At 72.6% G+C, this 26,543-nt stretch carries 20 protein-coding genes; 2 read left to right on the top strand and 18 right to left on the bottom strand.

The window, feature by feature from the left end; genetic code table 11:
* Positions 1–16: 16 nt before the first annotated feature.
* Complete coding sequence (locus tag FFT10_RS06490; RefSeq protein WP_137731956.1) at positions 17–967, top strand: DUF6502 family protein; 951 nt, start codon at positions 17–19, stop codon at positions 965–967.
* On the top strand, positions 945–2,180 hold the full coding sequence (locus FFT10_RS06485) for a DUF5666 domain-containing protein (RefSeq protein WP_137731955.1): 1,236 nt from the start codon (positions 945–947) through the stop codon (positions 2,178–2,180). The genes FFT10_RS06490 and FFT10_RS06485 overlap by 23 nt, the downstream gene beginning before the upstream one ends.
* Before the next feature lie 8 nt (positions 2,181–2,188).
* Here the strand turns inward: FFT10_RS06485 and FFT10_RS06480 are convergent, their stop codons facing one another.
* The 18 genes from FFT10_RS06480 to FFT10_RS06395 all read right to left on the bottom strand — a co-directional run bounded on the left by FFT10_RS06480 (position 2,189) and on the right by FFT10_RS06395 (position 26,515).
* Entirely contained in the window at positions 2,189–2,650 is a 462-nt protein-coding gene (locus tag FFT10_RS06480; RefSeq protein ID WP_137731954.1) for an MSHA biogenesis protein MshP, read from the bottom strand.
* The gene (locus tag FFT10_RS06475) at positions 2,647–3,510 is read right to left on the bottom strand and encodes a type II secretion system protein (RefSeq protein ID WP_137731953.1); all 864 of its coding nucleotides are present in this window, start codon (positions 3,508–3,510) and stop codon (positions 2,647–2,649) included. The genes FFT10_RS06480 and FFT10_RS06475 overlap by 4 nt, the downstream gene beginning before the upstream one ends.
* Positions 3,507–3,977, bottom strand: a complete 471-nt coding sequence (locus tag FFT10_RS06470; protein ID WP_137731952.1) for a type IV pilus modification PilV family protein — start codon at positions 3,975–3,977, stop codon at positions 3,507–3,509. The genes FFT10_RS06475 and FFT10_RS06470 overlap by 4 nt, the downstream gene beginning before the upstream one ends.
* The gene (locus FFT10_RS06465; protein ID WP_137731951.1) at positions 3,967–4,476 is read right to left on the bottom strand and encodes a prepilin-type N-terminal cleavage/methylation domain-containing protein; all 510 of its coding nucleotides are present in this window, start codon (positions 4,474–4,476) and stop codon (positions 3,967–3,969) included. The genes FFT10_RS06470 and FFT10_RS06465 overlap by 11 nt, the downstream gene beginning before the upstream one ends.
* Complete coding sequence (locus tag FFT10_RS06460; protein WP_137731950.1) at positions 4,457–9,169, bottom strand: laminin G domain-containing protein; 4,713 nt, start codon at positions 9,167–9,169, stop codon at positions 4,457–4,459. Before FFT10_RS06460 ends, FFT10_RS06465 begins: the two co-directional genes overlap by 20 nt.
* A 72-nt stretch (positions 9,170–9,241) precedes the next feature.
* Positions 9,242–13,282 (bottom strand): LamG domain-containing protein, encoded by a 4,041-nt coding sequence (locus FFT10_RS28565; RefSeq protein ID WP_162520707.1) that lies wholly within the window; start codon positions 13,280–13,282, stop codon positions 9,242–9,244.
* A gap of 174 nt (positions 13,283–13,456) precedes the next feature.
* Entirely contained in the window at positions 13,457–13,870 is a 414-nt protein-coding gene (locus FFT10_RS06450) for a type II secretion system protein (protein ID WP_137731948.1), read from the bottom strand.
* A gap of 93 nt (positions 13,871–13,963) precedes the next feature.
* Positions 13,964–15,196 carry a type II secretion system F family protein gene (locus FFT10_RS06445; protein WP_137731947.1) on the bottom strand — a complete coding sequence of 411 codons (1,233 nt, stop codon included), beginning with the start codon at positions 15,194–15,196 and terminating at the stop codon, positions 13,964–13,966.
* 21 nt (positions 15,197–15,217) lie between these two features.
* Positions 15,218–16,945 carry a GspE/PulE family protein gene (locus FFT10_RS06440; protein ID WP_137731946.1) on the bottom strand — a complete coding sequence of 576 codons (1,728 nt, stop codon included), beginning with the start codon at positions 16,943–16,945 and terminating at the stop codon, positions 15,218–15,220.
* A gap of 21 nt (positions 16,946–16,966) precedes the next feature.
* On the bottom strand, positions 16,967–18,856 hold the full coding sequence (mshL, locus tag FFT10_RS06435) for a pilus (MSHA type) biogenesis protein MshL (protein ID WP_228026976.1): 1,890 nt from the start codon (positions 18,854–18,856) through the stop codon (positions 16,967–16,969).
* On the bottom strand, positions 18,853–19,377 hold the full coding sequence (locus tag FFT10_RS06430) for a hypothetical protein (RefSeq protein ID WP_137731945.1): 525 nt from the start codon (positions 19,375–19,377) through the stop codon (positions 18,853–18,855). Before FFT10_RS06430 ends, mshL begins: the two co-directional genes overlap by 4 nt.
* 2 nt (positions 19,378–19,379) lie before the next feature.
* On the bottom strand, positions 19,380–20,126 hold the full coding sequence (locus FFT10_RS06425) for a hypothetical protein (protein ID WP_137731944.1): 747 nt from the start codon (positions 20,124–20,126) through the stop codon (positions 19,380–19,382).
* Entirely contained in the window at positions 20,123–20,734 is a 612-nt protein-coding gene (locus tag FFT10_RS06420) for a PilN domain-containing protein (RefSeq protein ID WP_137731943.1), read from the bottom strand. Before FFT10_RS06420 ends, FFT10_RS06425 begins: the two co-directional genes overlap by 4 nt.
* 22 nt (positions 20,735–20,756) lie before the next feature.
* On the bottom strand, positions 20,757–21,692 hold the full coding sequence (locus FFT10_RS06415) for a type IV pilus biogenesis protein PilM (RefSeq protein WP_137731942.1): 936 nt from the start codon (positions 21,690–21,692) through the stop codon (positions 20,757–20,759).
* A gap of 110 nt (positions 21,693–21,802) precedes the next feature.
* On the bottom strand, positions 21,803–23,038 hold the full coding sequence (locus FFT10_RS06410) for an ABC transporter permease (protein WP_137731941.1): 1,236 nt from the start codon (positions 23,036–23,038) through the stop codon (positions 21,803–21,805).
* Positions 23,038–23,787: an ABC transporter ATP-binding protein gene (locus FFT10_RS06405; protein WP_137731940.1), complete on the bottom strand. Its 750-nt coding sequence runs from the start codon at positions 23,785–23,787 to the stop codon at positions 23,038–23,040. Before FFT10_RS06405 ends, FFT10_RS06410 begins: the two co-directional genes overlap by 1 nt.
* Entirely contained in the window at positions 23,784–25,100 is a 1,317-nt protein-coding gene (locus FFT10_RS06400; protein ID WP_137731939.1) for an efflux RND transporter periplasmic adaptor subunit, read from the bottom strand. Before FFT10_RS06400 ends, FFT10_RS06405 begins: the two co-directional genes overlap by 4 nt.
* The gene (locus FFT10_RS06395; RefSeq protein ID WP_228026975.1) at positions 25,097–26,515 is read right to left on the bottom strand and encodes an efflux transporter outer membrane subunit; all 1,419 of its coding nucleotides are present in this window, start codon (positions 26,513–26,515) and stop codon (positions 25,097–25,099) included. The genes FFT10_RS06400 and FFT10_RS06395 overlap by 4 nt, the downstream gene beginning before the upstream one ends.
* Positions 26,516–26,543: the final 28 nt, after the last annotated feature.

The following is a 26,543-nucleotide window of genomic DNA, read 5'->3' as shown; positions in this document are numbered from 1 at the left end:
TGTTGCGCCGCCCCACGTGAGCACCGACCCCGCATCGCCGGACGCCCTGGCCACTGCCATGCGCCAGCTGCTGGCGCCGCTGGCACGTCTGGCGCTGGCGCAGGGCGTCACCCATGCCACGCTGGACGAGCTGATGAAGCAGGCGCTGGTGGACGCCGCCGACCAGGCGCATGCGGCGCTGCCGCCGCACCGGCGGGTCAGCCGCATCACCACCGCCACCGGCATCCACCGCCGCGAGGTGACGCGCCTGGTGACGGCGCTGCGCGACGGCGCCGCGCAGCAGCCACCGCCGGCACGCAGCCATGCCAGCGAGCTGTTCGCCCACTGGCGCAGCCAGCCGCCCTATCTGGGCACCGATGGCGCGCCCGCCGCGCTGCCGCGCCAGGGCCCGGCGCCCAGCTTCGAGAGCCTGGCCCAGGCCATCACCCGTGATGTGCACCCGCGCAGCCTGCTCGATGAACTGCTGCGCCTGGGACTGGCCCAGCTGGATGCCGAGGCCGACACCGTGCGCCTGGTGCGCGACGGCTTCGTGCCGCTGGGCGACCAGGCGCGCATGCTGCAGGTGCTGGGCCGCAACGTCGGCGCCCACCTGGACGGCGCAGTCGACAACCTGCTGCACGATGCCGGCGTGCCTGGCACGCCACGCCACTTCGAGCAGGCGATCTTTGCCGGCGGCCTCAGCGAGGCCTCGCTGGCCACGTTCCGCCAGCTGGTCACCGCGCAGTGGCAGGCCACGCTGCAGGCCCTGGTGCCGGCGCTGGAAGACCTGATCGCCCGCGATGCCGCAGAGGCCGCCGACCCACCGTCTGCCCCGGGGCCGCATCCGGAAGACCGGTTGGCGCGTACACCAGTGCGCCATCAGGTGCGCCTGGGCCTCTACACCCACACCCGACCCCAACACCTGCCCGCGGCCCCTGCGCCCGCGGCCCCCCCGGAGAGCTCCGATGACACCGACGCTGCATCCTGATTCGCGCCCGCCGCGCTGGCGCTGGCTGCGGCCGCTGCTGGCCTGGCTGCCCGATGTGGGCGCCTTCTGCGGCGCCCTGGTCTGCGCGGTGCTGGCCGCCCTGCTGGTGGGCAGCATCGGCGGCTGCGGTGGCGGCGTGGGCACCGAAGGCACCGGCACCTTCACCTCGGTGGGCAGCGGGCCGATCACCGGCCTGGGCTCCATCGTGGTCAGTGGCGTGCGCTACGACGACAGCAGCGCCACCGTCAGCGACGACGATGGCAACGGCAGTGACCGCAGCAAGTTGGCGCTGGGCCTGGTGGTGGATGTGGAAGGCGGCGCCGTGGCCACCGCCAGCGATGGCGTCACCCTGACTGCCACCGCCACCCGGGTGCGCACCCGGCGCGCGCTGCTGGGCCCAGCGGCCGGCATCGACCTGGCGTCCGGCAGCCTGCGGGTGCTGGGCCAGCTGGTGCTGGTGACCGGCGACACCGCCTTCGACAGCAGCCTGGCCGGCGGCCTGGCTGCGGTGGCCGATGGCCAGCTGCTGGAGGTGTGGGGCCTGTACGACGCCAGCCGCACCGGCTGGGTGGCCACCCGCGTTGCGCCGGCGGCGGCCGGCAGCACCTACAGCGTCAGCGGCCCGGTGGCCTCGGTCGACGGCAGCCAGAGCTTCACCGTGGGCAGCCAGCGCTTTGCCGGCAGCACCGCGGGGCTGGCGGCCGGCACCATCGTGCAGCTGAAGCTGCAGAGCGCCAAGGACGCCAGCGACCGCTGGCAGGTGAGCACCCAGCGCGCCGACGACCGCCTGCCCAGCCAGAGCGACGGCGCCGGCCTGGAGGGCCTGGTGTCGGCGGTGGCCTCGGCCACCCGCTTCACCGTCAACGGCACCCTGGTGGACAGCAGCGCTGCGCGGGTGGACGGCACGGTGGCCGTGGGCGCGCGGGTGCAGGTGCGCGGCAGCCTGCAGGCCGGCGTGCTGGTGGCGACCCGGGTGCAGGCCAGCGCGCCGGAGACGGTGCGCGGCTTCGAGCTGAAGGGCACGCCCAGCGCGCTGGACACCGCGGCCCGGCGCTTCCTGCTGCGCGGCGTGACGGTGGCCTATGCCGGTGCCGTCTTCGACGGCGGCAGCGCCGCCGCCCTGGTGGGCTACACCGGCACGCTGGAGGTCAAGGGCCGTCTGTCGGCCGACCGCCAGGTGCTGGAGGCGACCAGCATCCGGTTCAAGGACTGACCGGCCGGCTAGTTGTTGGTGGCCTGCACCTGGCGGCGTGCCTCGGCATAGCCGCTGCGCACCGCGGCGGTGGCATCGGGGCAGTTGCCGCCGCTGTTGCAGGCCACCGCGTCGATGGTGAACAGGCGCACCGTGCGGTTGGCGCCGGTGCTGTCCAGGCCCTCGTTGTAGAGGGTGGAGCTGCAGCTCACGGTGACCCGCATGCCGCCATCGGCGGCCAGGTCCAGCGTCTGGCTGGTGGCGCTGCAGCTGGTCCAGCTGCCCTTGAGCGCCTGGAACAGGCCCCATTCGATGCCGGCGCGTGCGGCGGCGCTGGCGCGCAGGGACTGCACATCCTGCTGCACCATGGTCTGCCCCTGCTGGCCGAAGCGCACCACCGCCGCGGCCACCGCGGCCAGCAGCACCAGCACCACGATGACGGCCACGGCGCCAAGACCGCGTGCGGGAAGGGACAACCGGGGCGGCGTCATGGCACGTTGCTCACATGCGCCCCCAGCACCAGGCTGGCGGTCTCGTTGCTGCGGGTCAGCTCGATCTGCAGCGAGACGAAGCCGCTCTGCTGGGTGGCGCCCTGGTTGGCGTCGTAGAGAAAGCGGCAGCTGCGCACGCCGGTGGCCAGCACATCGGCGCCGGCCACCGACGGGCAGCTGGCCGGTGCGCCGGCGTTGAAGCCGTAGTTCTTCAGCCGGTAGAGCACGCCCGGCGCGTCGCCGCTGCCATCCAGCGTGCTGCTGGCGCCGCTGCAGACATAGAACACTGCCTTCTGGCTGTCGGGCACCCAGGTGAAGCGGCCGCCGTCGTAGCCCAGCGGGAACTGCAGCGCGTTGATCGACAGGCGGTGCCGGCCATGCGCCGCCGCCGGCGTGGACAGCGCGGTGATGGCGCTGCGGTTGCTGCCGCTGTAGACATCGCCCGGGTTCTGGTTGTCGACCACCACCCAGTCGCCCACCGCCGGCAGCGGGGCCAGGGTGTTGAACACGTCGAACTGGCTGGTGGCGGCCTGCGGGTCGACCGCGGCGCTGCCGGCGGTGACGGCATCGGCCGCGGTGCGGTAGCGGCCGCCGCCACCGGTGGGCACCAGCTCGAAGCACTGCGTGCCCGGCGTGCGGATGGAGTTGGGCACCGCGGCGCGCACGTCGCGCAGCATGCGGCGCAGCGCATGGTCGGCGTCCGAGGCGAGGGCGGCGCGGGTGCGCACCGCCAGCCAGCTGTCGATCGCCGGCTTGAGGAACACCACCAGCGTGGCCGCCATCAGGCCGAACAGCACCAGGGTGACGATCAGCTCCACCAGGGTGAAGCCAAGGGGCGGCGGGCGGCGGCTGCGGGTCATGAGGCGTAGTCGGTGCGCCAGCCCACCAGGGTCAGCGTCTGGCCGGCGCTCTGCACGGTGACGGTGATCTTCAATGCCGCCGCCACGCCGCCCAGCGTGCCGCTGGCCACGGTCACGCTGACGCCCAGGCCGGCCAGCGCCGGGATGGCCACGCCGTCGACGGTGCACACGCCGGTGCTGCCGTAGCCGTTGTAGTCGCGCACGTCGTTGAAGGTGTCGCGGGCGCAGCCGGCCGGCGCGGTGTGGGCCGCCACCGCATAGGGCTTGAGCTGGATCTCCTCCAGCAGCTCCTGCGCCACCGCCACCATCTGCTTGTGCACCACCGGGTCGGCACTGTTGCGGGTGACGCTGCCGAAGGCTGCCAGCACGCCGGTGAGCCCGACGCCGATGACCACGATGGCCAGCAGCGCCTCGGGCAGGGTGAAACCACGGCGGGGGCGGGGGCGGCGGCGGCGCTCAGCGCACATGGCCGGTCTCCCCGGTGATCTGCAGCGTGGTCTCGCCGGCGATGGCCACGCTGGCGTTGACCGCCGTCAGGCCGGCGCCGTCGCTGGTGATGCGGCCATCGGGCTGCACGAACAGCGTGCCCGCCGGGCTGACGGTGACGGCCAGCGACTGCGGGTCCACCGCCCAGCGGGCATCGCCGTCGGGGCCGGGCAGGGTGGTGTTGCAGCTGCTGGCCGGGTTGGCGCTGGCCATGGCCAGGCGCACCGCGCCGATGGTCACCGTCACGCACACCAGGCGGCGGTGGCCGGTGGCCAGGCTGCGGGCCTGCAGCAGGCCGGCCTGGACCTGGTCGCGCCAGGCGGTGCCACGCAGGCCCAGGCTGCCGTCCAGGCGCGGCAGCGCCACCACCGCCAGCACGCCCACCAGCAGCAGCACCGCGATCAGCTCGACCATGGTGAAACCGCGGTGGCGGTGGTGGCCGGAGCCGCGGGCCGGACGCTCAGAAGAGGTCGCGCACATGGATGGTCTTCCGGGTTTCCGGCGCAAAGATGCCGAAGCTGGCGCGGGCGGCGGGGTCGCGGTCGGCGGTGGCCGCGCAGCTGCCGTTCTGTGCCCGCAGCCAGGGCAGGCCGGCGCCGGTGCTGGCCGGGCGCAGGCTGTTGCAGGACTGGTCGGCGCCGGTGCTGCCCAGGTTGACGGCGATGTCCAGGCTCAGCGTGCTGCCGGCCGGGCTGGGCGCGGCCAGGGTCAGCAGCCCGCTGCCGCTGCTGATGGCCACCGCGCCGGCGCTGCTGGTGGCGGTGCTGGCCGCGCCGGTGGCGCCGCGCGGGTTGCTCAGCACCACGCTGCTGGCGGCCAGGGCGGTGCAGCTGTCGGCGCTGTTCAGCAGCCAGGCGCTGCCGCTCCAGTGGTCGACCGCCACCGGCATCTGCAGCGCGGACGTGGCCCGGCCGAAGGCATTGCCCAGCCGCAGGCGGCCGCTGCGCAGCGGCAGCGTGGGCTCGGCGTGGCCCTGCGAGCTGATCAGGCTGCTGCCGCTGCCACCGTTGGTGGCGCGCAGCACCAGGCTCTGCGGCGCGGTGGTCTTGCTGGTGAAGGCGTAGCTGGGCGTGGCGCTGGCCACGCCGGCGCTGAAGCCGCTGGCCGCGATGGTGTGGCCCGACAGCGTGCCGGTGCCCAGGCCGGCGGCATCGGCCAGCGTCACCGCCTGGGCGAAGGCCGGCGTGGTGGTGGCCGTGCCATTGAAGTTGACCGTGGTGTTGCCGGCCGCGTTGCGTGCCGTCACCGTGGTGGCCATGGGTTGGCCGGCATAGCTGAAGCTGCCGCAGGCGTTGCTGGCCGCCACGGTGAAGCGGTGGGGGATGACATCGCCCACCGAGCCGTTGGTGGCGCTGGTGGCCACGTACACGCACTTCTTGGGCACGCCCGGCAGCGGATCGCCGAAGTTGCCGTTGGTGCAGGACACGGTGCCGGTCTGGCCGGTCTTGGCCGCCCAGGTGCTGCGCTCGCCGTAGTACACCGTGGCGGTGGTGCCGCCGGGCAGCACGCAGTTGACGTTCTCGTTGGAGCAGACCACCGCCTGCCCGGCGCTGCTGCCATAGGCCAACAGGCCGCTGCCCAGGTAGCCGGCGGCATTGAAGCTGCGCAGCACCAGGTCGCCCCGCCCCACCTCGGTCCAGGTCAGGTTGCTGGCGCTGGCGCTGCCGCCGCTGAAGCTGCCGAAGCTGCCGCTGAAGCTGCCGTTGATCGCGCCGCTGCCGGTCGGCTGGATGCGTGTCCAGCCGACGTACAGCGTCTCGGCGCTGGTCTCGCGGCCGAAGTTGGGCGTGGCGTTGCCGGCGCTGTTGCGGGCGGTGGCGGTGGCGGCGAATGCGCTGCCGGCGCGGATCGGCCCGCTGGTGACGCCGGACACGGTGAGGGTGGAAGGGGCGGCGATGAAGCTGTCGCTGCCGGTCATCACCAGGCCGGCCTCGCTGCTGCCGGCGGCGCCGGCATAGCGGGCCGACAGCAGCAGCTGGCCCACGTCGGCGTACTGCACCGTGGTGCTGGCCACGCCGTTGGCGTTGAAGGCCAGCGTCACTGCGCGGCCGGTGCTGTCGCAGGCGGCTGCGGCGTTGTTGCCGCTGTTCAGCGCCGCGCCGCCCACCCGCACGGGCAGCGTGCCGGTGGCGGGGTTGGTGTAGCCGCAGGTGAAGGTGACCGCCTTGCTGGTGCTGGCGAAGGCCGGCGTGCAGATGGTGCTGCCATCGCTCCGGCGCACGGCGCTCACGTTCACCGTCTGCGAGGCCTCGCTGCGGTGGTCGGGCACGTTGAACACGAAGCCGGCATCGGCCGCGGTGAAGGTGCACACTGGGCTGCCGAAGTTGCAGGTGGCGGCATTGCTGGCCGCCGGGCTGCTGCTGGCCACGCCCAGCACGGTGGCGGTGGTGGTGGTCGGCTGCACCCGCACGGTGGCCGTGCTGCTGCCCGCGGCGATGCTGAAGCTGGCGCCATCCGGCCAGTTGACGCTGCCGCCGGTGCTGTTCAGCGTGCCGGTGACGGCGCCGCTGGTGTAGTTGCTGCTGCAGTCGGCGCTGGCGCAGGCGCGCACGGTCAGCGTGCTGGGCGTGCAGGTCAGTCCGCTGCCGCTGGCATGCTCGATGCGGATGCGCGCCGGACCGGTGACGCAGGTGCTGGGGGTCTCGGCCAGCAGGCTGGCCACCTGCGACGGCGACGGTGCGCCGTTGTAGAGGCGTACCGAGTCCACATCGCCGATGTAGCGGTGGTTGGTGTCGGCGGTGTAGCCCGACACCTGGAACGAGGTGCTGGTGACCATGTTGCCGCTGTTCGGCGTGCCCAGGCGCTGCGTCAGCCGCTGCCGCACACCGTCCACATACAGCTCGTTGGCGGTGATGTCGCCGTTGACGAACACCGCCACCACATGCTTCCACACGCCCGACAGCCCGGTGCTGGCGATGCCGTACACATCCGAGGCGTTGGTGTTGAAGCCGAAGTGGCCGCCCAGGAAGCCGAGGTCATAGGGCCCGAAGCTCACCACGATGTTGTCGTCGGTGCCGCTCCACTTCATCCAGAACGCCACCGTGGTCTTGGCCCCGGCCGTGGTGGTGGTGGGCAGACCGGTGGCCAGCAGGCCCGGGCCGTTGGCGGTGGGGCCGGCAAAGCTGGCATAGCGGCAGGTGCCCGGGCTGCCGGTGCGTGCCGGGCTGGCCGTGGCCGTGCCGGGCATGCTGGCGCCCACGCCGCGGCCGTGGAAGCTGGCGGTGCTGTCGCGCCACTCGCCGACGGTGCCGGCGTAGCTGGTCTCGTCGAAGTTGTAGCTGGCGCGCAGCGTGCCGCCGCAGCTGCTGCCGAGCTGGCGCACCGCGTCGATCTGGGCTGCGCTCAGCACGCTCTCGTACACCCGCACCTCGTCGATGTTGCCGGCGAAGCCGAAGCTGGCATTGGCTTCGCCTCCCGCGGCGCTGGCGGTCTCGCCGCCGATGGAGGCGCGGCCGCTGTCGCTGCCGATGCTGGCCTGGCTGTAGCCGACGCTGATGTTGGCCACCACCGTGCCGGCCGCATCGGTCAGCCGCAGGAACTTCGTGCGGGTGGCGACGTTCACGCCGAAGGCGACGTGGTACCAGGTGTTGTTGGCCACCACCGCGCTGGTGATCAGCTCGTCGGTGCTGAAGGTGGTGCCGCGGGTCAGGAAGGTGAGGGTGCCGGTGCCCCGGTCACCCAGCGACAGGATGAAACCGTTGTTGGAGGTGGCATGGCCGTTCTCGTCGTCGGCGAAGATGCGCTGGTTGGGCTGGGTGTTGTCGGTGGTGCGGAACCAGGCCGTCAACGTGAAGCTGGCTGACGCGCCCAGGTTGCCGAACGATGCCGGCAGCAGCACATGCTGCAGGTTGCTGCGGTTGAACACGCCATAGCCGCAGGTGCCGGTGCTGGTGCCCAGCGCCGGGGTGGCATCGGCCACGCTGGCAGTGGTGGACGACAGGCCCGCCGCCTGCGCATGGAAGCTGCCGCTGCTGTCGCGCACCTCGCCGGCGCCGCCGCCCCAGCCTGCCTCGTTGAACAGCCAGCTGGCGATCGGCGTGGGCACGCTCGCCGCGCTGGTGCACGCCGCCGGCAACGTGCGCCCGCTGCTGTTGGAGACGCAGCTGCGGCTGCAGCTGCCATTGGTGGCCGTGCCGCAGCACACCGCACCGATGCGGGCATTGGTGCCCAGCGTGATGCGGTCGGTGTCCACCGAGCGCACGCAGCCGCCGGCCACGCTGTCCTGGAGGAAATCGACGGTGCCGTTGGTGGTGGTGATGTCGCCCGTCACCTGCGCGGCATAGCCGATGCTGATGTCGCCGATGTCCGACAGCAGCGCGCCGGCGGCGGCATTCTGGGCCAGCGTGATCGATTCCTGGGCGTACACCGTGCCGCCCACGATGGCGGCGTAGCCCAGGTTGATGTCGTCATCCCGGCTGCTCAGGTTGCCGTCGATGCGGGACTCCTGCGCCATGTTCACGGTGAAGTCGATGTCGGCCGAGCCTCGGATGCGGCTGCGGAAGGCCATCTCCAGGTTGTTGTCGGCGTTGTAGACGTTGCCGCCGACAGTGGCCTCCTGGTTCAGGGTGATGGTGCTGGCGGCGCTGAGGTTGCCGCCCACGTTCACGTAGTTGCCCAGGGTCAGCGTCGATGCCGAGCTGATGCTGCCGCTGACGCTGCCGAACTGCCCGACCGTCACCGCGCCGACGGTGCTGGTGATGTTGCCGGTGACGGTGGCATAGCCTTCGGCATCGGTCACCGTGCGGGCCTGGATCGTCGCGGTGATGCGGCTGTTCATGCGCAGCGTGAGCGTGCCGTTGACCACCAGCGTCAGGTCGCTGGCGCTGCCCGCGGCATTGATCACCGTGCCCTGGCCCACGTCCACGTTGCCGTTGATGGTGATCGTGGCCGGCCTCGGGCTGTTGATCACCACCGCCGTGTTGTTGGGCAGCGCACCGGCCGCGCAGCTGTAGTTGGGCCCGCTGCCGCTGCAGCCCGGTGGCAGGCTGCCCGGGAAGGTGTAGGTGACCGACTGGGCCCGCAGTGCCAGCGGCCACAGCAGCAGCAGCAGGCAGGCGCAGGCCAGCGTGTGCCGCCACAGCCGCAGCGCCGGCGTACTGTGCAGCCCGCTGCAGGCATGCCGCAGCCATGCAGTGGGCGCAGCGGCGGGTGGCGTGGGACAGACGGCGCGCATCGGCTGGTATGTTGCCGCTGCGGCCCGGGTGGCCACCGCGTGAAAAGCGCCGCCGCTGCGGCCTTGTTCCCGTCAGTAGAGGTCGCGCACATGCACCGTCTTGCGGGTCTCCGGCGCAAAGATGCCGAAGCTGGCGCGGGCGGCGGGGTCGCGGTCGGCGGTGGCCGCGCAGCTGCCGTTCTGCGCCCGCAGCCAGGGCAGGCCGGCGCCGGTGCTGGCCGGGCGCAGGCTGTTGCAGGACTGGTCGGTGCCGGTGCTGCCCAGGTTGACGGCGATGTCCAGGCTCAGCGTGCTGCCGGCCGGGCTGGGCGCCGTCAGTGTCAGCAGCCCGCTGCCGCTGCTGATGGCCACCTCGCCGGCGCTGCTGGTGGCGGTGCTGGCCGCGCCGGTGGCGCCGCGCGGGTTGCTCAGCGCCACGCTGCTGGCGGCCAGGGCGGTGCAGCTGTCGGCGCTGTTGAGCTGCCAGAGGCTGCCGTTCCAGTAGTCGGTGGTGGCAGCCAGCTGCAGCGCGGCCGTGGCCTGGCCGAAGGCGTTGGCCAGCCGCAGCCGGCCGCTGCGCAACGGCATCGCCGGTTCGGCGTGGCCGCTGGAACTGGTGCTGTCGGTGTCGGTGGCGCGCAGCACCAGGCTCTGCGGCGCGGTGGTCTTGCTGCTGAAGCTGTAGGCCGGCAGGCCACTGCCCACGCCGGCACGGAAGACGCTGGCCGCGAGGCTGCTGCCCGACAGACTGCCCAGGCCCAGGGCGGGCACATTGGCCAGGGTCACCAGCTTGGCGTGGTTGGGGCTGGTGGTGCTGCCGCCGTCGTAGTTGACCGTGGTGTCGTTGAAGGCGTTGCGGGCGGTCACCGTGGCGGTGAAGGGCTGGCCGGCGTAGCTGAAGGCGCCGCAGGCCGGCGTCAGTGCCACATCGAAGTGGTGCGGGATGAAGCGGCCCACCGCCCCGCTGCTGCCGGTGCTGCCGGTCACGGCCATGCCGGTGCCCAGGTAGCTGCCGCTGACCAGCGCGGCGCTCAGGTCGAGGCTGCCCACCTCGGTCCAGGCCAGATCGCTGGCTGTCGCGCTGCCGCCGGAGAAGCTGCCCAGGTTGCCGCTGAAGCTGCCGTCGCTGGCGCCGCTGCCGGTGGGCTGGAAGCGGCTGAAGCCCAGCAGCACCTCCTGCGGCGGTGTCTCGCGGCCGAAGTTGGGCGTGGTGCTGCCGGTGCTGTTGCGCGCCGTCACGTTGGCGGCGAAGGCATTGCCGGCGCGGATCGGCCCGGCCGTGATGCCGCTGAAGCCAAAGCTGGCCGGTGCGGTGATGAAGCGGTCGGAGCCGGTCATCGTCAGACCGATGTCGGCGGTGGCGAGACTGCCGGTGTAGGTGGCGTTCAGCTGCACCTGCCCGGCATCGGCATACAGCAGCGTCGCATTGGCCACGCCGCTGGCGTCGAAGGCCAGGCTCACGTCGCGGCCCGTGCCGTCGCAGGCCAGGGCGCTGTTGTTGCCGCTGTTCAGTGCCGTGCCACCCACCCGCACCGGCAGCGTGCCGGTGCCTGGATTGACGTAGCTGCACCGCAGCCGCAGCGTGCGGGTGGACGAGGCGAAGGCCGCGTTGCAACTGCCGCCCGACGAGCCCACGGCGCTGACGCTGAACGGCTGCGCGCTCTCGGCGCGGTGGTCGGGCACGTCGAAGCGCAGCGCGGCTGCGGCGGCGCTGAAAGTGCACTGCGGGCTGCCGAAGTTGCAGGTGGTGGTGCGGGTGGGGGCCGGCGCCAGTCCGTTGGCGCCCACCACCACGCTGCCGGCGGTGGTGAGCTGCATGCGCAGCGTGGTGCTGCCGCTGCCCGCCGGGATGCGGAAGCTCTGGCCATCGGGCCAGGCCACGCTCATGCCGGCGCCGGTGGCGGTCAGGCTGCCGGTGAGGCCGCCGTCGTACAGGGCGCTGCAGCTGGCATCCTTGCAGGCCACCACCGTCAGCGTCGCCGGTGCGCAGGTCAGGCCGGTGCCGCTCTCGAGCCGGATCTCGAGGTGGTCCGGCGCGGTGAAGCAGGGGCGGGTGCGCTGGTACAGGCTGGTGACCTCGCCCGCCGACAGCGCGCCGTTGTAGACCACCACCTCGTCGATGCGGCCGGTGAACCGGTAGTTGGTGTTGTTGCCGTAGCCGCCGATGGTGAGGTTGCTGGTGACCACCGCATTCGCGTTGACTGGCGTACCGGCCACCTGGCTGAGCGACCGCAGCGAGCCGTTGATATAGAGCCTGTTGGCGGTGACGCCACCGTTGGTGAAGACGGCCACCACATGGTGCCAGCCATTGGCCAGGCCGCTGGCCGACGTGCCGTAGAGATCGCCGTTGTCGGTGTTGAAGCCGATCAGGTTGGACGCCATGCCCACCAGGTAGCGGTTCCAGCCCACCGCCACGTTGCTGTCGATGCCGTTCCAGTACATCCAGAAGCCGATGGTGGTCTGCGCGCCGGCGGTGGTCACCACCGGCAGGCTGTTGACGACGAAGCTGCCGCCGCCGCTGGTCGGGCCCGGCAGGGTGGCGTAGCCGCAGGTGCCCGGGTTGCCGGTGCGCGCCGGGCTGGTGGTGGCCGGGCTGGGCAGGCCGCTGCCCTGGGCGCGGCCGTTGTACGGACCGCCGCTGGCGAGCCCGCTGTCCTTGAGTTCGCCGGCCGTGCCGTTCCAGGCCGACTCCTCGAAGCGGTACTCCGCCACCAGCGTGGCGGGCGTGCAGTTCGTGGTCAGCAGCCGCACGGCGTCGAGCTGGGTGGTGCTCAGCGCCGCACCGAAGATCCGCACCTCGTCGATGTTGCCGCCGAAGCCGAAGGCATTCGAGGCCTCGGTGGCCGCGTTGTTCTCGCCGCCGACCGACATGTCGCCCGCATCGCTGCCGAAGCTGGCCTCGGTGTAGGTGGCGCTGACCGCTGCCAGCTGGCTGCCGGCGCTGTTGTAGACCAGGAGCCGCTTGGTCCTGGTGGCGGTGTCCACGCTGGCGGCGACGAAGTACCAGGTGTTGCTGGCGATCACCGAGGGGGAGTCCAGGACCACCTGGGAGGGTGTGCCGCGGCTCAGGAAGCGCAGGGTGCCGGCACCGCCGTCGCCCAGCGACAGGCCGTAGCCGCCGTTGTTGTTCTGGTCATCGACCACGATGCGCTGGGCGGGCAGGCTGGCGTCGGTGGCGCGGATCCAGGCGCTGATGGTGAAGCTGCCGCCGGCACCATGGTTGGGTGCGTCCGCGGGCACGGCCACATGGTCCTTGTTGCTGCGGTTGAACACGCCATAGCCGCAGGTGCCGGTGGCACCGCCGAGCGCCGGCGTGGCCGAGGCGGTGGTGGGCTTGGTGGCCGACAGGCTGGCCGCCGTGCCGTGCAGGCCGCTGCCCGAGGTGTCGCGCACCTCGCCGCTGCTGCCGTTCCAGCTGGCCTCGTTGAACAGGTACTCCAGCACCGGCGCGCCCGGGTCGCGCGACCACAGGATGGTGGTGCCCGAGGGCACGGCCGCGGTCTGTCGGGCGTATTGCACGAAGTCGCTGTTGCTGACCTCCAGGCCCACCACCGCGCCGCGCGGGTTGCTCATGCTGCCGGCGGGGCTGTGGGCGCCGCCGCTGCCGTCCACGGCGCCGTAGCGGTAGACGATCTGGCCCTGCTCGTGCAACTGCACCTGGAAGGTGGCCCGCTGCGCATTGCCGCCACCGTAGTACGGCACGTTGATCCAGGACACGATGAACACCCGTGCCGGTGCCGTGCCCTGGGTGCGGTAGCGCACCTGGCCGCTGCCGGGCAGCAGGTCGTCCCACAGCGGCAGCAGCACCGCGTCGATGTTGGGCTTGCCGGACGTGCCGTCCAGCGGCAGCGTGGTGTTGGTGAAGACGCTGGTGGCGCTGGCGAACTGCAGCGTGCCGTTGCTGTCCACCCGCAACGTGGTATAGCTGCGGTTGCCGAGGGCGAAGCTGAAGCCGATGGGGATGCTGCCGGAGACCGCATCGTCCCCCAGGTTCAGCGCGGTGCCGGTGGTGGCGATGTCGATCCACGGGTAGGCGCTGGCGGTGTTGGCCGATGCCGTGGGGATGTAGCTGGCGGCCAGCGCGGCCGGGCCTTGCAGCAGCACCAGCAGCAGCCAGATCCAGCGCCAAACCACCGCCCCGCCGGCGGCGCCCCGCCTGGCTGTTGCCGTCGACAGCAGGTGTCGCGGTCGGGGTGGGTTGCACAGGACCATCCCGCTGGATGGTGCCCGGTGCGCCGCCGGATCAGGGGCCGAAATGAACCGGACCGCGCGGCCTGTTCCCAGGCACTGGCGCGGTCCGGTGGGGGATCAGAGGCCGTTGCCTGCCGCGATGCCGGTGAAGGTGCCGGTGGCGCTGCCTTCGGTCTGGGTGATGGTGCAGGTGGCTTCCACGCCGTTGCTGCCGGCGGCGCCGGTGCCCAGCGCGCCATCGGCCACGGTGTAGCCGGCGGGCAGGCCGCCCTGCATGATGGTGCCCAGGTCGTTGCAGTTGTCCACCTTCACGCACTTGCCGCTGGTCGCGGCCTGTGCCGCCACGGCGCAGCCGCTGTAGTTGATCGTCATCGCGCTGGCCGCAGCGCCGACCACACCCTTGAGCGCCGCGCTCTTGGCGTCGCTGTTCATGTCGATGAACTTGGGCAGGGCGGTGGCGGCCAGAACGCCCAGGATGACGATGACGACGATCAGCTCGATCATCGTGAAGCCTTGGGGACGGAATTTCATGGGGGGACTCCAGGGGTGTGGCAGGGCTGAGGTTTCGGGGGACATCCCGCAGCCACAGGGCATTGGGTTCAAGGGGTTATCGGTGCGGTGCGCTCACTTCTTGAGGGTGACCCGGCCCAGGTCCCACAGCGGCAGGAACACGCCCAGGGCCAGCACCAGCACCAGCACGCCGAGGAAGACGATCAGGATCGGCTCGATCTGCTGCGACAGCGTCTTCAGTTCGTACTGCACGTCGCTGCCGTAGAGCTCGGCCACCTCTTCCATCAGCTCGTCGATGGCGCCGGTCTCCTCGCCCACGGCGATCATCTGCAGCACCACCGGGGTGAACACGCCGCTGGCCACCGCGGCGCGCAGGATGGTGTCGCCGCGTTCCACCGCTTCGCGCATGCCGTCGATCTGGTGGCTGATCCAGGCGTTGTCCACCGTCTGCGCCACCACGCTCAGTGCCTGCTCGATGGGCACGCCGCTCTTCAGGGCCAGCGCGAAGCTGCGCGCAAACCGCGACAGCGTGGCTTTCTGCACGATCCGCCCGGCCAGCGGCAGGCGCAGCAGCAGCCGGTCCCACACCCGGCGGCCGGATGGTTGCGCAATCCATTGGCGCAGCGTGAAGAATGCCGCGACCGCGCCGCCCAGCAGCAGCCAGCCGTAGGCCAGCGTGAAGTTGCTGCTGGCCACCAGGATGCGGGTGGCCAGCGGCAGCTCGGCGCCGAAGCTCTTGAACACGTTGGCGAAGGCGGGCACCACCAGCGCATTGATCACGCCGATGGCCACCATCATCGCCAGCAGCACGAAGCCGGGGTAGCGCAGCGCGCTCTTGACCTGCTGGCGCATGAACTGCTCGAACTCGATGTGCTTGAACAGCCGCATGAACACATCGTCCAGCCGGCCGGTCATCTCGCCCACGCGCACCATCGACACATAGAAGTTGTCGAACACGCCGCCCTGCTGGGCAAAGCAGATCGACAGCTCGATGCCCGATTCCAGGCTGCGACGCACGTCGCCCAGCACCTGCCGGAAGCGCTGGTTGACCGCCGATTCCTGCAGCCCCGCCAGTGCCCGCAGGATGGGCACGCCGGCGCGCAGCAGGGTGTGCAGCTGGCGCGAGAACAGCATCAGGTCGGCCGGCTGCACCTTGGGCTGGAACAGCGCCAGTGCGCCGCCGCCGGCCGCCGCGTCGGCGCTGCCGCCGTCGCCGCTGGCGGCGATCTGCAGCGGCGTGACGCCGCGCGACATCAGCAGCGTGGCCACCGCGTTGGCGTCGGCGCCATCCAGTTCGCCCTGGACGGCACCGCTGGCACCGCGGCCGGTGTAGGCAAAGCGTGGCATGGCTCAGGCGCTCACAGCGGTTCAGTCATCGGCCAGCTGTGAGCCCACACGCAGCGCCTCGTCCAGCGTGGTGCGGCCTTCCAGCGCCAGGCGCAGGGCATCGCGCCGCAGGGTGCGGCCCGCCATCTGGCGGCGCCCGGCCTGGGTGAAGCGGATCGGGTCGCCGTCGTTCATGGCTTCCACCAGCTCCTGCGTCATCTCGATGAATTCATAGACGCCGGTGCGGCCGCTGTAGCCGGTGTGGTTGCAGGACGGGCAGCCGCGGCCGCGCCGCAGCGGGCGGCCGGCCAGCGTGGTGTCGAAGGCCTCGCCCAGCGCCTCGCGCAGCCAGCCCAGGTGGTGGTCGTCGGGCGCGCAGGGTTCGGCGCAGTCGGCGCACACGGTGCGCACCAGGCGCTGGGCCAGCACCAGGTGCAGGCTCAGCGCCACCATGTAGCGCGGCACGCCCATGTCGATCAGCCGCAGCGGGGTGGACAGCGCATCGTTGGTGTGCAGCGTGCTCAGCACCAGGTGGCCGGTCAGCGCGGCGCGCAGGCCGATCTCGGCGGTGGTCTGGTCGCGCATCTCGCCGATCAGGATCACGTCCGGGTCCTGCCGCAGCGCGGCGCGCAGCACCCGCTGGAAGCTGAGGTCGATCTTGTCGAGCACCTGCACCTGGTTCAGGCCCGGCAGGCGGTATTCGATCGGGTCCTCGACGGTGATGATCTTGCGCTCGGTGTCGTTCAGCGCGTTCAGCGCGGCGTACAGCGTGGTGGTCTTGCCGCTGCCGGTGGGGCCGGTGACGACGAACATGCCGTTGGGCCGCTGCAGGCAGCGGTCCACCGCGGCGGCCACGTCGGCCGGCAGGCCCAGGTTGTCGAGCTTGAGCAGGCCGGCGCTCTGGTTCAACAGCCGCATCACCACCGATTCGCCATGCTGGGTGGGCAGGGTGCTGATGCGCACGTCCACGCTGCCGTGCTTGAGCTTGACGTGGAAGCGGCCGTCCTGCGGCAGACGCTTCTCGCTGATGTCGAGGCCGCTCATCAACTTCAGGCGCAGCGCCACCGCGCCGGCGATCTTGGGGTCGGCCTCGGTCTGCACATGCAGCATGCCGTCGATGCGGAAGCGCACCCGCAGGTGCCGCTCCTGCGGCTCGATGTGGATGTCCGACGCGCGTGAGCGCAGCGCCTGCTCGAACATCGTGCTCAGCAGGCGCACCACCGGCGCGTCTTCGGTGGTCACGGCGCCCAGGCCCAGCAGGTCGCCGATCTCGTCCTCGACGTTGGCGATGTCGGCCGTCAGCTCGCGGGCCAGGCCGGCCATGGCGTCGCCGCCGCGGTACACCCGGTCCAGCGCGGCCAGCAGGTGGCTCTCGGCCACCACCGCCAGGTCGATCTCGCGGCGGGTCAGCCGCGCCACCTCGTCGTAGGCGTTCAGGTCGGTGGGGTCGGCCATCGCCACCCGCAGCGGCGCGCCGGCGGTGTTCTCGATCGGCAGCGCCCGCAGGCGGCGGGCATGCGTCTCGGGCAGCAGCCCGGCCACCTCGGGCCGCAGGTTGCGGCTGGTCAGGTCGATGAAGGGCGCGCGCAGCTGCCGCGCCACCGCCTTGGCGATCTGCACCTCGGTCACCCACTGGCGGTCGATGAAGATGCGGCCGAGCTTGCGGCCGGTCTTCTTCTGGTCGACCAGGGCCTCGTCCAGTTGCGCCGGCGTGAGCAGCGCTTCCTGGATCAGCAGGTCGCCGAGGCGGATGCGTTCAGGACGGGCCATGGCAAGACAACAGCGGACGCATCAGCGCTGCGCAGGCGCGGGCGCCGGCAGACCGCCCAGGGTGGGGCCGTCCGGCCAGGCGGCGCCGTCCTGGATGACGGTGGGCTTGAGCATGATCACCAGCTCGCGCTTGTTCACCACCGTGCCGGTCTGGCGGAACAGCCCGCCCACCACCGGCGCTTCGCTGACCACCGGCAGGCCGGTGCGCTCGTCGCGCAGCTCCTGCTTCATCAGGCCGCCGATGGCGACGATCTGGCCGTCGCGCACCCGCACGATGGAATCCGTCTCGTTGACCGCGCTGGCCGCCAGCGGCAGCTTGAAGGCGCCCAGCGAGCCGAGGTCGATGTTCTTGTTCTTCTCGGTCACCGTGCTGATGGTGGGGTGCACATGCAGCATCACGTTGCCGGCGTCGTCGATCTGCGGCGTCACGTCCAGCGAGATGCCGCTGAAGAACGGCTGCAGCGTCAGCGACGGCGAGCTGTTGCTGCTGGTGCCGTTGCTGGTGGTGGTGGTGGTGACGCCGGTCACGTACAGCTCGTCCGAGCCCACCTTCAGCACCGCCTTCTGGTTGTTCAGCGTCGCGATGCGCGGGCTGGACAGCACCTGCACATCGCCCTGGGTCTGCAGGAAGTTCAGCAGCGCGGCGAAGTTGCTGGCCTGGAAGGCCAGGCCGTAGAAGCCACGGCCGAGCGCGCCGGTGGCCACATCCACCCCCGGGGCGATGCTGGTGCCGTCGGCGGTGCTCAGGCTGCCGGTGGTGCCCAGCCGGCTGCCCGGCGCGGCGCTGCCGATCGACAGCTGGCCGCTGCCCAGCTTGCCGAAGGCGCCCCAGTTGATGCCGGTCTGGGCGTCCTTGCTGAGGCTGACCTCGACGATCTTGGCCTCCAGCATCACCTGCCGCTCGATCGACAGCTGCACCGCCTTCAGGTACTGCTCGACCTGGCGCAGCTCGCCCGGCGTGGCCTTGACCACCACCACGCCGGCGGCCGGGTTGAGCACCACCTGGCGGCCGCCGGCACCGCCCACCAGCGCGGCCAGCGAGGCCTGCACCTCGCGCCAGAAGTCGGCATCGGAGGTGGTGCGCACATGGGCGTTGTCGTCGGGGCGGTTGCCCACGCTGCTGTTGCCGCCACCACCGCCCTGGGTGGTGTTGCCGCTGGTGCCGTTGGCGGTGGTGGCGCCGCTGGTCATGGCGCTGCTGCTCACCCGGATGTCGCTGGCGCCCTGGCGGCGGCCGGGCAGGTAGTTCACCCGGAACAGCCGCGTCTGCACCGTGTTGGGGTAGACGAAGATGCGGTTGCCGGTGATGCGGTATTCATAGCCGAACAGCTCGCGCAGCGTGTCCAGGGCCTCGGGCACGGTGGTGTCCTTCAGCGCGATCGACAGCGTGCCGGTCACCTCGGGCGAGACCAGCATGTTCCAGGCTGTGCCCTGGGCCAGCTGCAGGTACACCTGCGCGGCCGGCGCGTTGTTGATGGCCAGGTCGAAGCGGGCATCGGGCGCGCCGCTGCGGGCGGCGGCCGGGGCCGCTGCGGCCGGCGTGGCGGCGGCGACCAGGGTGACGGGCAGGGCGGCGGGCGCGGGTGCCAGGACGGGTGCGGGTGCCAGGACTGGGGCTGCTGCCGGGGCCGGTGCCGGCATCACCGCGGCCACGGCGCTGACCGGCAGCGCGGCTGCGGCGGTGTCGACCGTGGCCGAGGGCGCGGCCAGGGCCAGGCGCAGCGTCTCGGGCTGGCGGTCGCGGCGCTGCTGCGGCCGCATCAGCGTGCCCAGCGGCGGCAGCAGGTTGCTGCCATCCTGGGCGGCCGGGCGGTCGTCGGCAGGCCGGGCCTGCAGGGATGGCAGGCCCAGCAGCAGGGCAGCCAGCAGGGCGGCCAGCGGGGGCGTCGCGCGGCGGAGGCGGGGGGTCATGGTGCGGTCCTTCCGGCCAGCGACAGGGCGGCTGGCGGATTGGTCAGGGTGGCGGGATCGGCCGGCGGTGCCGGCTGGTAGCGCGCGCTGGCGGTGCCTGTGAGGCTGCCGGCGGCCTGCTTGGGCGTGCCGGCCAGCAGCCACAGGCGCTCGGGTCCGCGCGGGCCCTTCAGCAGCAGGCCCTGGGCGTCGATGGCCAGCACGGCGCGGCCGTCCACCGCATCGCCCACCTTCACCGCACGGCCATCGACCAGGGCCATGGCCGCGCCCTGGGCGGGCAGCTGCACCGCCTGCACCACCGCGGGCGCCGACGGTGGCGGCGGCTCGGCCGCGCGCGCAGCGGCGGCAATGGCGCGGGCGGTGTCGGCATTGGCACGGTGCGGCAGCGCCGCGGCCGCCAGGCCGCCCGGGGCCATCAGGGCGGCCGGCGGGCGGGTGGGATCGGCCAGCGGCCCGGCGGTGGCGGCGCCAGCCAGGCCCAGCAGGGCCAGGGCGGCCGGGTAGGGATGCAGGCGGGTCATGGTCAGATCTCCAGCCACGTGCGGTCGCGGCTCAGGGTGTAGACACGCAGGGTCAGCACCGACCGGGGGTGCTGATCCACCTTCAGGCTGACGGCGCCCCACAGCACCCGCTGCGGCAGCGCCTCCATCGCCTGCAGGTAGGCCAGCAGGTCGGCGTAGCCGCCTTCGAGCACCAGCTCCAGGCCGTGGCGGTAGAGGCCGCCGGCGGGGTTGTCGGTGCTGCTGTCCGTGCGGGCGGCGCTGGCAGCGGTGGCCGGCGTGCCAGCGGCGCCCGGGGTCAGCAGGTCGCTGCGGCCCAGCGAGCGCACCGCCCGCACCCGCACCTCGCCGTGGCGGGCCAGCAGCTGGCCCAGCAGGTCGCGCATCGCCTCCGGGCCCACCAGGCTGTCGGCATGGCCGCGCAGCGCGGTGTCGCCATCGCGCAGGCGCTGGCGCCACTGCTGCAGGTCGGCCTGCTGCTGCCGCACCTGTGCCGCGCCCTGGCTCTGCAGCTGCTGGATGTCGTTCAGCAGCCCCTGCTGCTGCTGCAGGGCCATGGCCCGGGCGCTGCGGGCGGCCTGGAAGCTGCGCCAGGCAGGCGACAGCCACAGCTGGTCGGCCAGCACCAGCAGCACGGCCAGTGCGGCGGCGATCAGCAGCAGCCGCTCGCGCGGCGGGCGCTGGTGGAACTGGCGCAGCAGCACCCGGCCCCGCGTGGCCAGCTGGGCCAGCGCTGCGGCAGGTGCGGCGGCGGTGTTGGTGGATGTCATGGCGAGGTGCTGGTGCCGGTGGCCGGGGTGGAGCGCAGCGCGAACTCGGTGTAGGGCAGGGCAGCGCCGTTGTTGTCCACCGCGCGCAGGGTCAGCTGCGCGAAGGGGCGGCCCTTGAAGCGCGGCTCGTCGTTGAGCCGGCGCAGGTAGTCGGCCAGCACGCTGCTGCTGGTCATGCGGCCTTCCAGGTCGATGGCGCTGCCGTCGTCGGACACGCCCAGGCCGGTGATCCAGAGCTGGCCGGAGGCCTGGCGGGCCAGTGCCAGCAGCACCTCCGCATGGCCCTCGCGGGCGCCGGCGGCGCCGGCTTCCAGCGCAGCGCGCACCCGGCGCTGGGTGGCCTCGGCGGCTTGCAGGCGGGCCAGTTCGCCGGCGGTGCCGGGATCGCGGCGGGCCGCCAGCGTGCCCACCTGGGCACGCAGCGGCGACATGCCGGCCTGGATGGCCTGGGCCTCGGCCTCGGCGCGGCTGGCGGCCAGCGTCAGCGCCTGCGCGCCACCCCAGGCCAGCACCACCACGGCGGCCATGGCCAGGCCGGCCTGGCGCGCCGACCAGCGCAGTGGCACCGGCGCGAAACGCGCATCGAAGAGATTGAGCTGCTGGGCCATGGTGAGGTGGCGGTGGTGGTGTTCAGTGCGGGCGCAGCGCCGCGCCGATGGCGCAGAGCTGCTGGTTGAGCAGCACCGGGTCGTCCAGCAGGCCGGGCACGGCGCTCCAGTCCAGCGCCTCGGTCAGGTCCAGCGGTGCCACCGGCACGTACAGCAGCGGGCCGAGGTGGTCGCACAGCGCATGCAGGCCGGGCATCGGCGTGACCAGCAGGCGGGCCAGCGTCACCTGGCCGAAGGCACGCTCCACGCCGTCCAGCGTGCGCTGCAGCTCCAGCCCGGCCTGTTCATGGCCGGCGCTGCGCAGGTCGGGATCGGCGTCGTCGTCGAGCAGCAGGTCCAGCTCCATCTGCCGGCTCGACAGCAGCTCGCCGCCGTGGGTGACCACCAGCGTGGCATGGCCGCGCTGGCAGTGCAGCAGGGCCTGGGCGCGGCCCTCGGGCTCGACCAGGGCGCTGAGGTTGCGCAGCGCGGTCTCGGTGATGTCGATGGCCTGCCAGGGTGCGCCGGCGTCCACCGCGCATTCCACCAGTGGCCGCACCTGGGCCTCGGCTGCGGCCACCGCGATCAGCTGCTGCTGGGCGCGGTAGCTGGTGCCCTCGGGCACGGCCAGCACGTCGACGGCGGCGCTGTCGACCGGAAAGTCCACCGTGTCCTTGAGCTGCCAGCGCACCGCGGCGGCCCAGTCGGCGCGCGGCACGTCGGCCGGCGCATCCATGGTGATGCACTGGTACTGGTGGCGCTGCAGCACGGCCACGCAGCGGTGGCGGTGCAGTGCATGCTGGCGGCGCAGCCGCTGCAGCGCGGCCAGCGGCCGCGCCCAGGGCGCGGTGGCCGTCCAGCGCACCGCCGGCCGGCCCTCGGCACCGCCCGGCTGCACCAGCGCGAAGGTCGCGTCGGCGCCGGCCGGCGCGCAGGCGATCCAGCCTGGCTGCAGTCCACCACGAGAAAGTCCGAACACCCGTTGCCCCCAGAGATGTGCTGCGACATCGTTGCATGGGGGGGTGTCCGGCAATGGCCGGAAAAGCCGGTGGAAATGGCCGCTCGTCCGGCCCGCGCGGGGGGGCCGTCCTACTCGTGCCGCAGCGCCTCGATCGGGTCCATCCGCGCGGCGCGGCGCGCCGGGAAGTAGCCGAACAGCACGCCGATGGCGGCCGAGAACAGCAGCGACAGCAGGTTGATGCCGGGATCGAAGGCGTAGGGCACGTCCATCAGCGCCGACAGCCCCCAGGAGGCCACGGTGGCGATGGCGATGCCCACCAGCCCGCCCAGGGCCGACAGCACCACCGATTCGATCAGGAACTGCAGCAGCACCTCGCGCTCCAGCGCGCCCACCGCCAGGCGCAGACCGATCTCGCGGGTGCGCTCGGTCACGCTGACCAGCATGATGTTCATGATGCCGATGCCGCCCACCAGCAGGCTGACCGCGGCCACCGCGCCCAGCAGCGTGGTCATCACGCCCATGGTGCCCGACAGGGTCTCGGCCAGCTGCTGGGTGTCGAAGATGCTGAAGTTGTCGTCGTCGGCGGGAGCCAGCTTGCGCCGTTCACGCAGCAGGCTGCGCAGGCTGGCCTTCAGCGGCGCGCTGTCGCTGGCCTCGGCCATGGCCACGGAGATGGTGTTGACCCGCCGGTTGCCGCTGACGCGGCGCTGCAGCGTCTGCAGCGGCACGATCACCGCATCGTCCTGGTCGCCCATGCCGCTCTGGCCCTTGGCCGCCAGGATGCCGACGATGGTGCAGGAGAACTGCTTGATGCGCAGGGCCTGGCCCAGCCCCGGTGGTGCACTGGCGCCTGCCTGGACCGTGCCGCCGAACAACTCGCGCCGCACCGTCTCGCCGACCACGCACACCGCGGCGCCGGCGGTCTGCTCGTCGGGTTCGAAGATGCGGCCCTGGGCCAGCTTCCAGTTGCCCACCTCGAACCAGGCATTGGTGCTGCCGGTCACGCTGGTGGACCAGTTGCGGCCATTGGCCACCACGGTGGCGGCCGCCCGCGCCTGTGGCGCCACCGCCGCCACGCCGCCGATCTGGCTGGCGATGGCCTCGGCATCGGCCGGCGTGAACTGCGGCACGCCGCCACCACCGCCGCCACCGCCGCCGGGCAGGCGCTGGCCTGGCATCACCAGCAGCAGGTTGCTGCCCAGGCCGGCGATCTGGTTGCGGATCGACTGCGTGGCGCCGTTGCCCAGCGTCACCATGGTGATCACCGCGCTGACGCCGATCACGATGCCCAGGATGGTGAGGAAGCTGCGCAGCAGATTGCGCCGCACCGAGCGCAGCGCCAGCAGGAACACGCTCAGCAGCATCAGCCCGCCTCGCTGCTGGTGGGCTGTGGCGCTGCCTCGGGCGCCGATGTGCTGGGGTGCTGGTTCACCCGGTCGCTGGCGATGCGGCCGTCGACGAAGGTGACCACCCGGCGCGCATAGGCGGCCATGTCGGGCTCGTGGGTGACCATCAGCACGGTGATGCCGTGGTCGCGGTTCAGCCCCAGCAGCAGGCCCATGATCTCGTGGCTGCGGGCGGTGTCGAGGTTGCCGGTGGGCTCGTCGGCCAGCACCACCGCCGGCTCGGTGACGATGGCGCGGGCGATGGCCACCCGCTGCTGCTGGCCGCCCGACAGCTCGGCCGGCGTGTGGCGCTCGCGCCCGGCCAGGCCCACGGCCTGCAGCGCCTGGGCGGCGGCACGGCGGCGCTGGGCCGGCGGGTCGCCGCGGTAGAGCAGGGGCAGCTCCACGTTCTCGAGTGCCGAGGTGCGCGCCAGCAGGTTGAAGCCCTGGAACACGAAGCCGAGATACCGCCGCCGCAGCCGGGCGCGCTGGTCACGGCTCAAGCGCTGCACCGGCTGGCCCTTGAACAGGTACTGGCCGTCGCTGGGCGTGTCCAGGCAGCCCAGGATGTTCATCGCCGTGCTCTTGCCCGAGCCGCTGGGGCCCATGATGGCGATGAACTCGCCGGCTTCGATCTCGAGGTCGATGCCTTTCAGCGCCAGCAGTTCGGTCGCCCCGCTGCCGTAGCGCTTGGTCACCTGGTGCAGGCGAATGAGCGGCTCGGTCACTTCGCCACCGCCAGCTTCTGGTCGGTGATCACGCGCATGCCCGCCTTCAGGCCGCCGCCGCCGGTTGTCTGGAGAATCTCGGTCATCTGCCCGTCGCTGATGCCGGGCTCCACCGGCACCGCCAACGGCGTGTTGCTGCCGTCGTCGGGCAGCACCCACACCTGGCGGGCGCCGGCGGTGCTGCCGGGCGTGGCCGAGGCCGGCCGGCGGCTGCCACCGGGCATGCGCGGCGCCAGGCTGGTCAGCACGCCGCCCTTGGCCGCCGCTGGCGCGGCGGTGCCGGGCGTGAAGCGCAGCGCGGTGTTGGGCACCAGCAGCACATCGTCCTTGCGCATGGCGGTGATGGTGGCGGTGGCTGTCATGCCCGGGCGCAGGCTCAGGTCGGTGTTGTCCACGTCCAGGTCCGTCAGGTAGGTGACCACGTTCTCGGTGATCGTCGAGCCGAAGCCCACCCGGGTGATGCGCGCCGGAAAACTGCGCCGCGGAAACGCCGCCACGGTGAAGCTGGCCTGCTGGCCCAGCTGCACGTTGCCCACGTCGGCCTCGTCCACATAGACCCACAGCCGGAGTTTGGACAGATCCTCGGCGATGGTGAACAGCGTCACCGCCTGCAGCGAGGCCGCTACGGCGTTGCCGGGGTCGACGCTGCGGGTCAGCACGATGCCGTCGGCCGGCGCCACGATCGAGGCCTTGCCCAGGTTGGTCTGGTCGGTGGACAGCGCGGCCTGCGCATCCTGCACGCCGGCGCGGGCCGATGCGGCGTCAGCCTGGGCGCGGGCCAGGGCGGCGCGGGCGGTGTCCAGCTCGGCGGCCGACGGCACCTTGCCGCCGCTGAGCCGCGCCACCTCCTCCAGCCGGCCGAGGTTGGCCTGGGCCTCGGCGATGGTGGCGGTGGTCTGCGCCAGCTTGGCCTGGGCCGAGGCCAGCGACGCCTGCGCGCGGCGCACCTGGTCGCGCAGCTTGGCGGTGTCCAGTTCCACCAGCACCTGGCCTTTCTTGACCCGGTCGTTGACGTCGACGTTGACCTTCAGCACCGTGCCCGACAGCTCGCTGCCGATGTTGATGGTGCGGGTGGGCTGCACCGTGCCGTTGGCGGTGACCTTGAGCACCAGGTTGCCGCGGCCCACCGGTTCGGTGCTGTAGACCGGCGCGGCGCGTTCGGCGGCACCGGCCTGCCACCACCACCAGAGCCCGCCGGCGGCCAGCACCGCGGCCAGCAGCAACCAGGGCCACAGGCGCCGGGTCCAGGGGCGGGCGGCGCTGTCGCCCAGCAAGGCGTTCAGCGCGTCGGTGTCGGGCGGGGCGTTGGTCATGGCGTGGGGGTGTTGGCAGCAGCGGGCATGTCGGTTGGTGAACCGGCCCAGCCACCGCCCAGGGATTTGTAGAGCCGCACATGGCCGGCGGCGACATCGGCGCCGGCGCTGGCCAGGCTGTCCTGCGCGCCGAGCTGGCTGCGCTGGGTGTCGAGCACGGTCTGGAAGTCGACCAGGCCGCTGCGGAAGCGCTGGTTGGCCAGGGTGGCGGCATTGGTGGCGGCGGCCGCGGCGGCCTGCAGGCGCTGCACCCGCGCGCGGTCGCCGCGCAGCGCCACCAGGGCATCTTCCACCTCCTGCAGCGCGGTCAGCACGCTGGCGCGCCAGGCCTCCTGTGCCTGCTCGACAGCCGCCTGCTGGGCGCGCTGCTGGCTGCGCAGCGCGCCACCGTCGAACACCGGCAGGCTGATGCCGGCCAGCAGCGCGCCGGCCACCGCGCTGCCGCTGGTCAGGCTGCCCAGCGTCAGCGCGGACAGCCCCAGCGAGCCCGACAGCCGCAGCGACGGCCGCAGCGCGGCATCGGCCTGCGCCAGCGTGGCCCAGGCCGCCGCCAGGCGGCGCTCAGCGGCGCGCACATCGGGCCGCTGGCGCAGGGTGTCGGCCGGGCCGGCCAGGGCCAGCGTGGCGGCCGGCTGCGGCACCGGCGCGGTGGCGGCCAGCGCGGCATCCAGTGCCGCGGGCGGCTGGCCGGTCAGCACCGCCAGCGCATGGCGGGCCTGGGCCACCGCGGTCTGCAGCGGCGGCAGGCTGGCGCGGGTCTGCTCGGCGGCGGCTTGTGCCTGCTCGGCCGCCAGGCTGTCGACGAGGCCGGCCTGCAGCCGCCAGCGGGTGATCTGCAGCGTCTCCTGCTGGCTGGCGAGGTTGGCCTCGGCGATGGCCAGCCGGGCCTGACCGCTGCGCAGGTTGATGTAGGCCAGCGCCACCTCGGCGGCCAAGGACACCTGGGTGGCGCCCAGGCTGGCTTCGCTGGCCTCTGCGGTGGCGGTGCTGGCATCCAGCGCGCTGCGGCGGCCGCCGAACAGGTCGGCCTCCCAGCTGGCATCCAGGCTGGCGCCGAAGCGGTTGCTGCTGTTGTTGCTGGCACGGCTGCGCTGGGCATCGGCGCTTGCGGTCAGCGTGGGGCCCAGGCCGGCGGCGGCCACATCCTGCAGCGCTCGGGCCTGGCGCAGGGCGGCCTGGGCACTGCGCACGCCGGTGTTGGCCGCCAGCGCCTGGGTGACCAGGGCGCTCAGCTGCGGGTCATCGAACTGCTGCCACCAGGCCAGCAGGGCCTGGCGTTCAGCTGCCGCCAGCGGGGCGGACGGCGCGCCGGCCCAGGCGGTGGGCAGGTTGGCCAGCGTGGGGCCGGGTGCTGCGGTGGGCGGGCTGGCACACCCTGCCAGCAGCAGCGCACAGCCCAGCAGGGCGGCCGGCAATCGCCGGCGGGTCAGGGTATCCAGGGCA

It is taken from the genome of Pseudaquabacterium pictum, assembly GCF_005403045.1.
Taxonomy (GTDB): domain Bacteria; phylum Pseudomonadota; class Gammaproteobacteria; order Burkholderiales; family Burkholderiaceae_C; genus Pseudaquabacterium; species Pseudaquabacterium pictum.
This window is presented reverse-complemented; position numbering and strand designations above follow the sequence as displayed.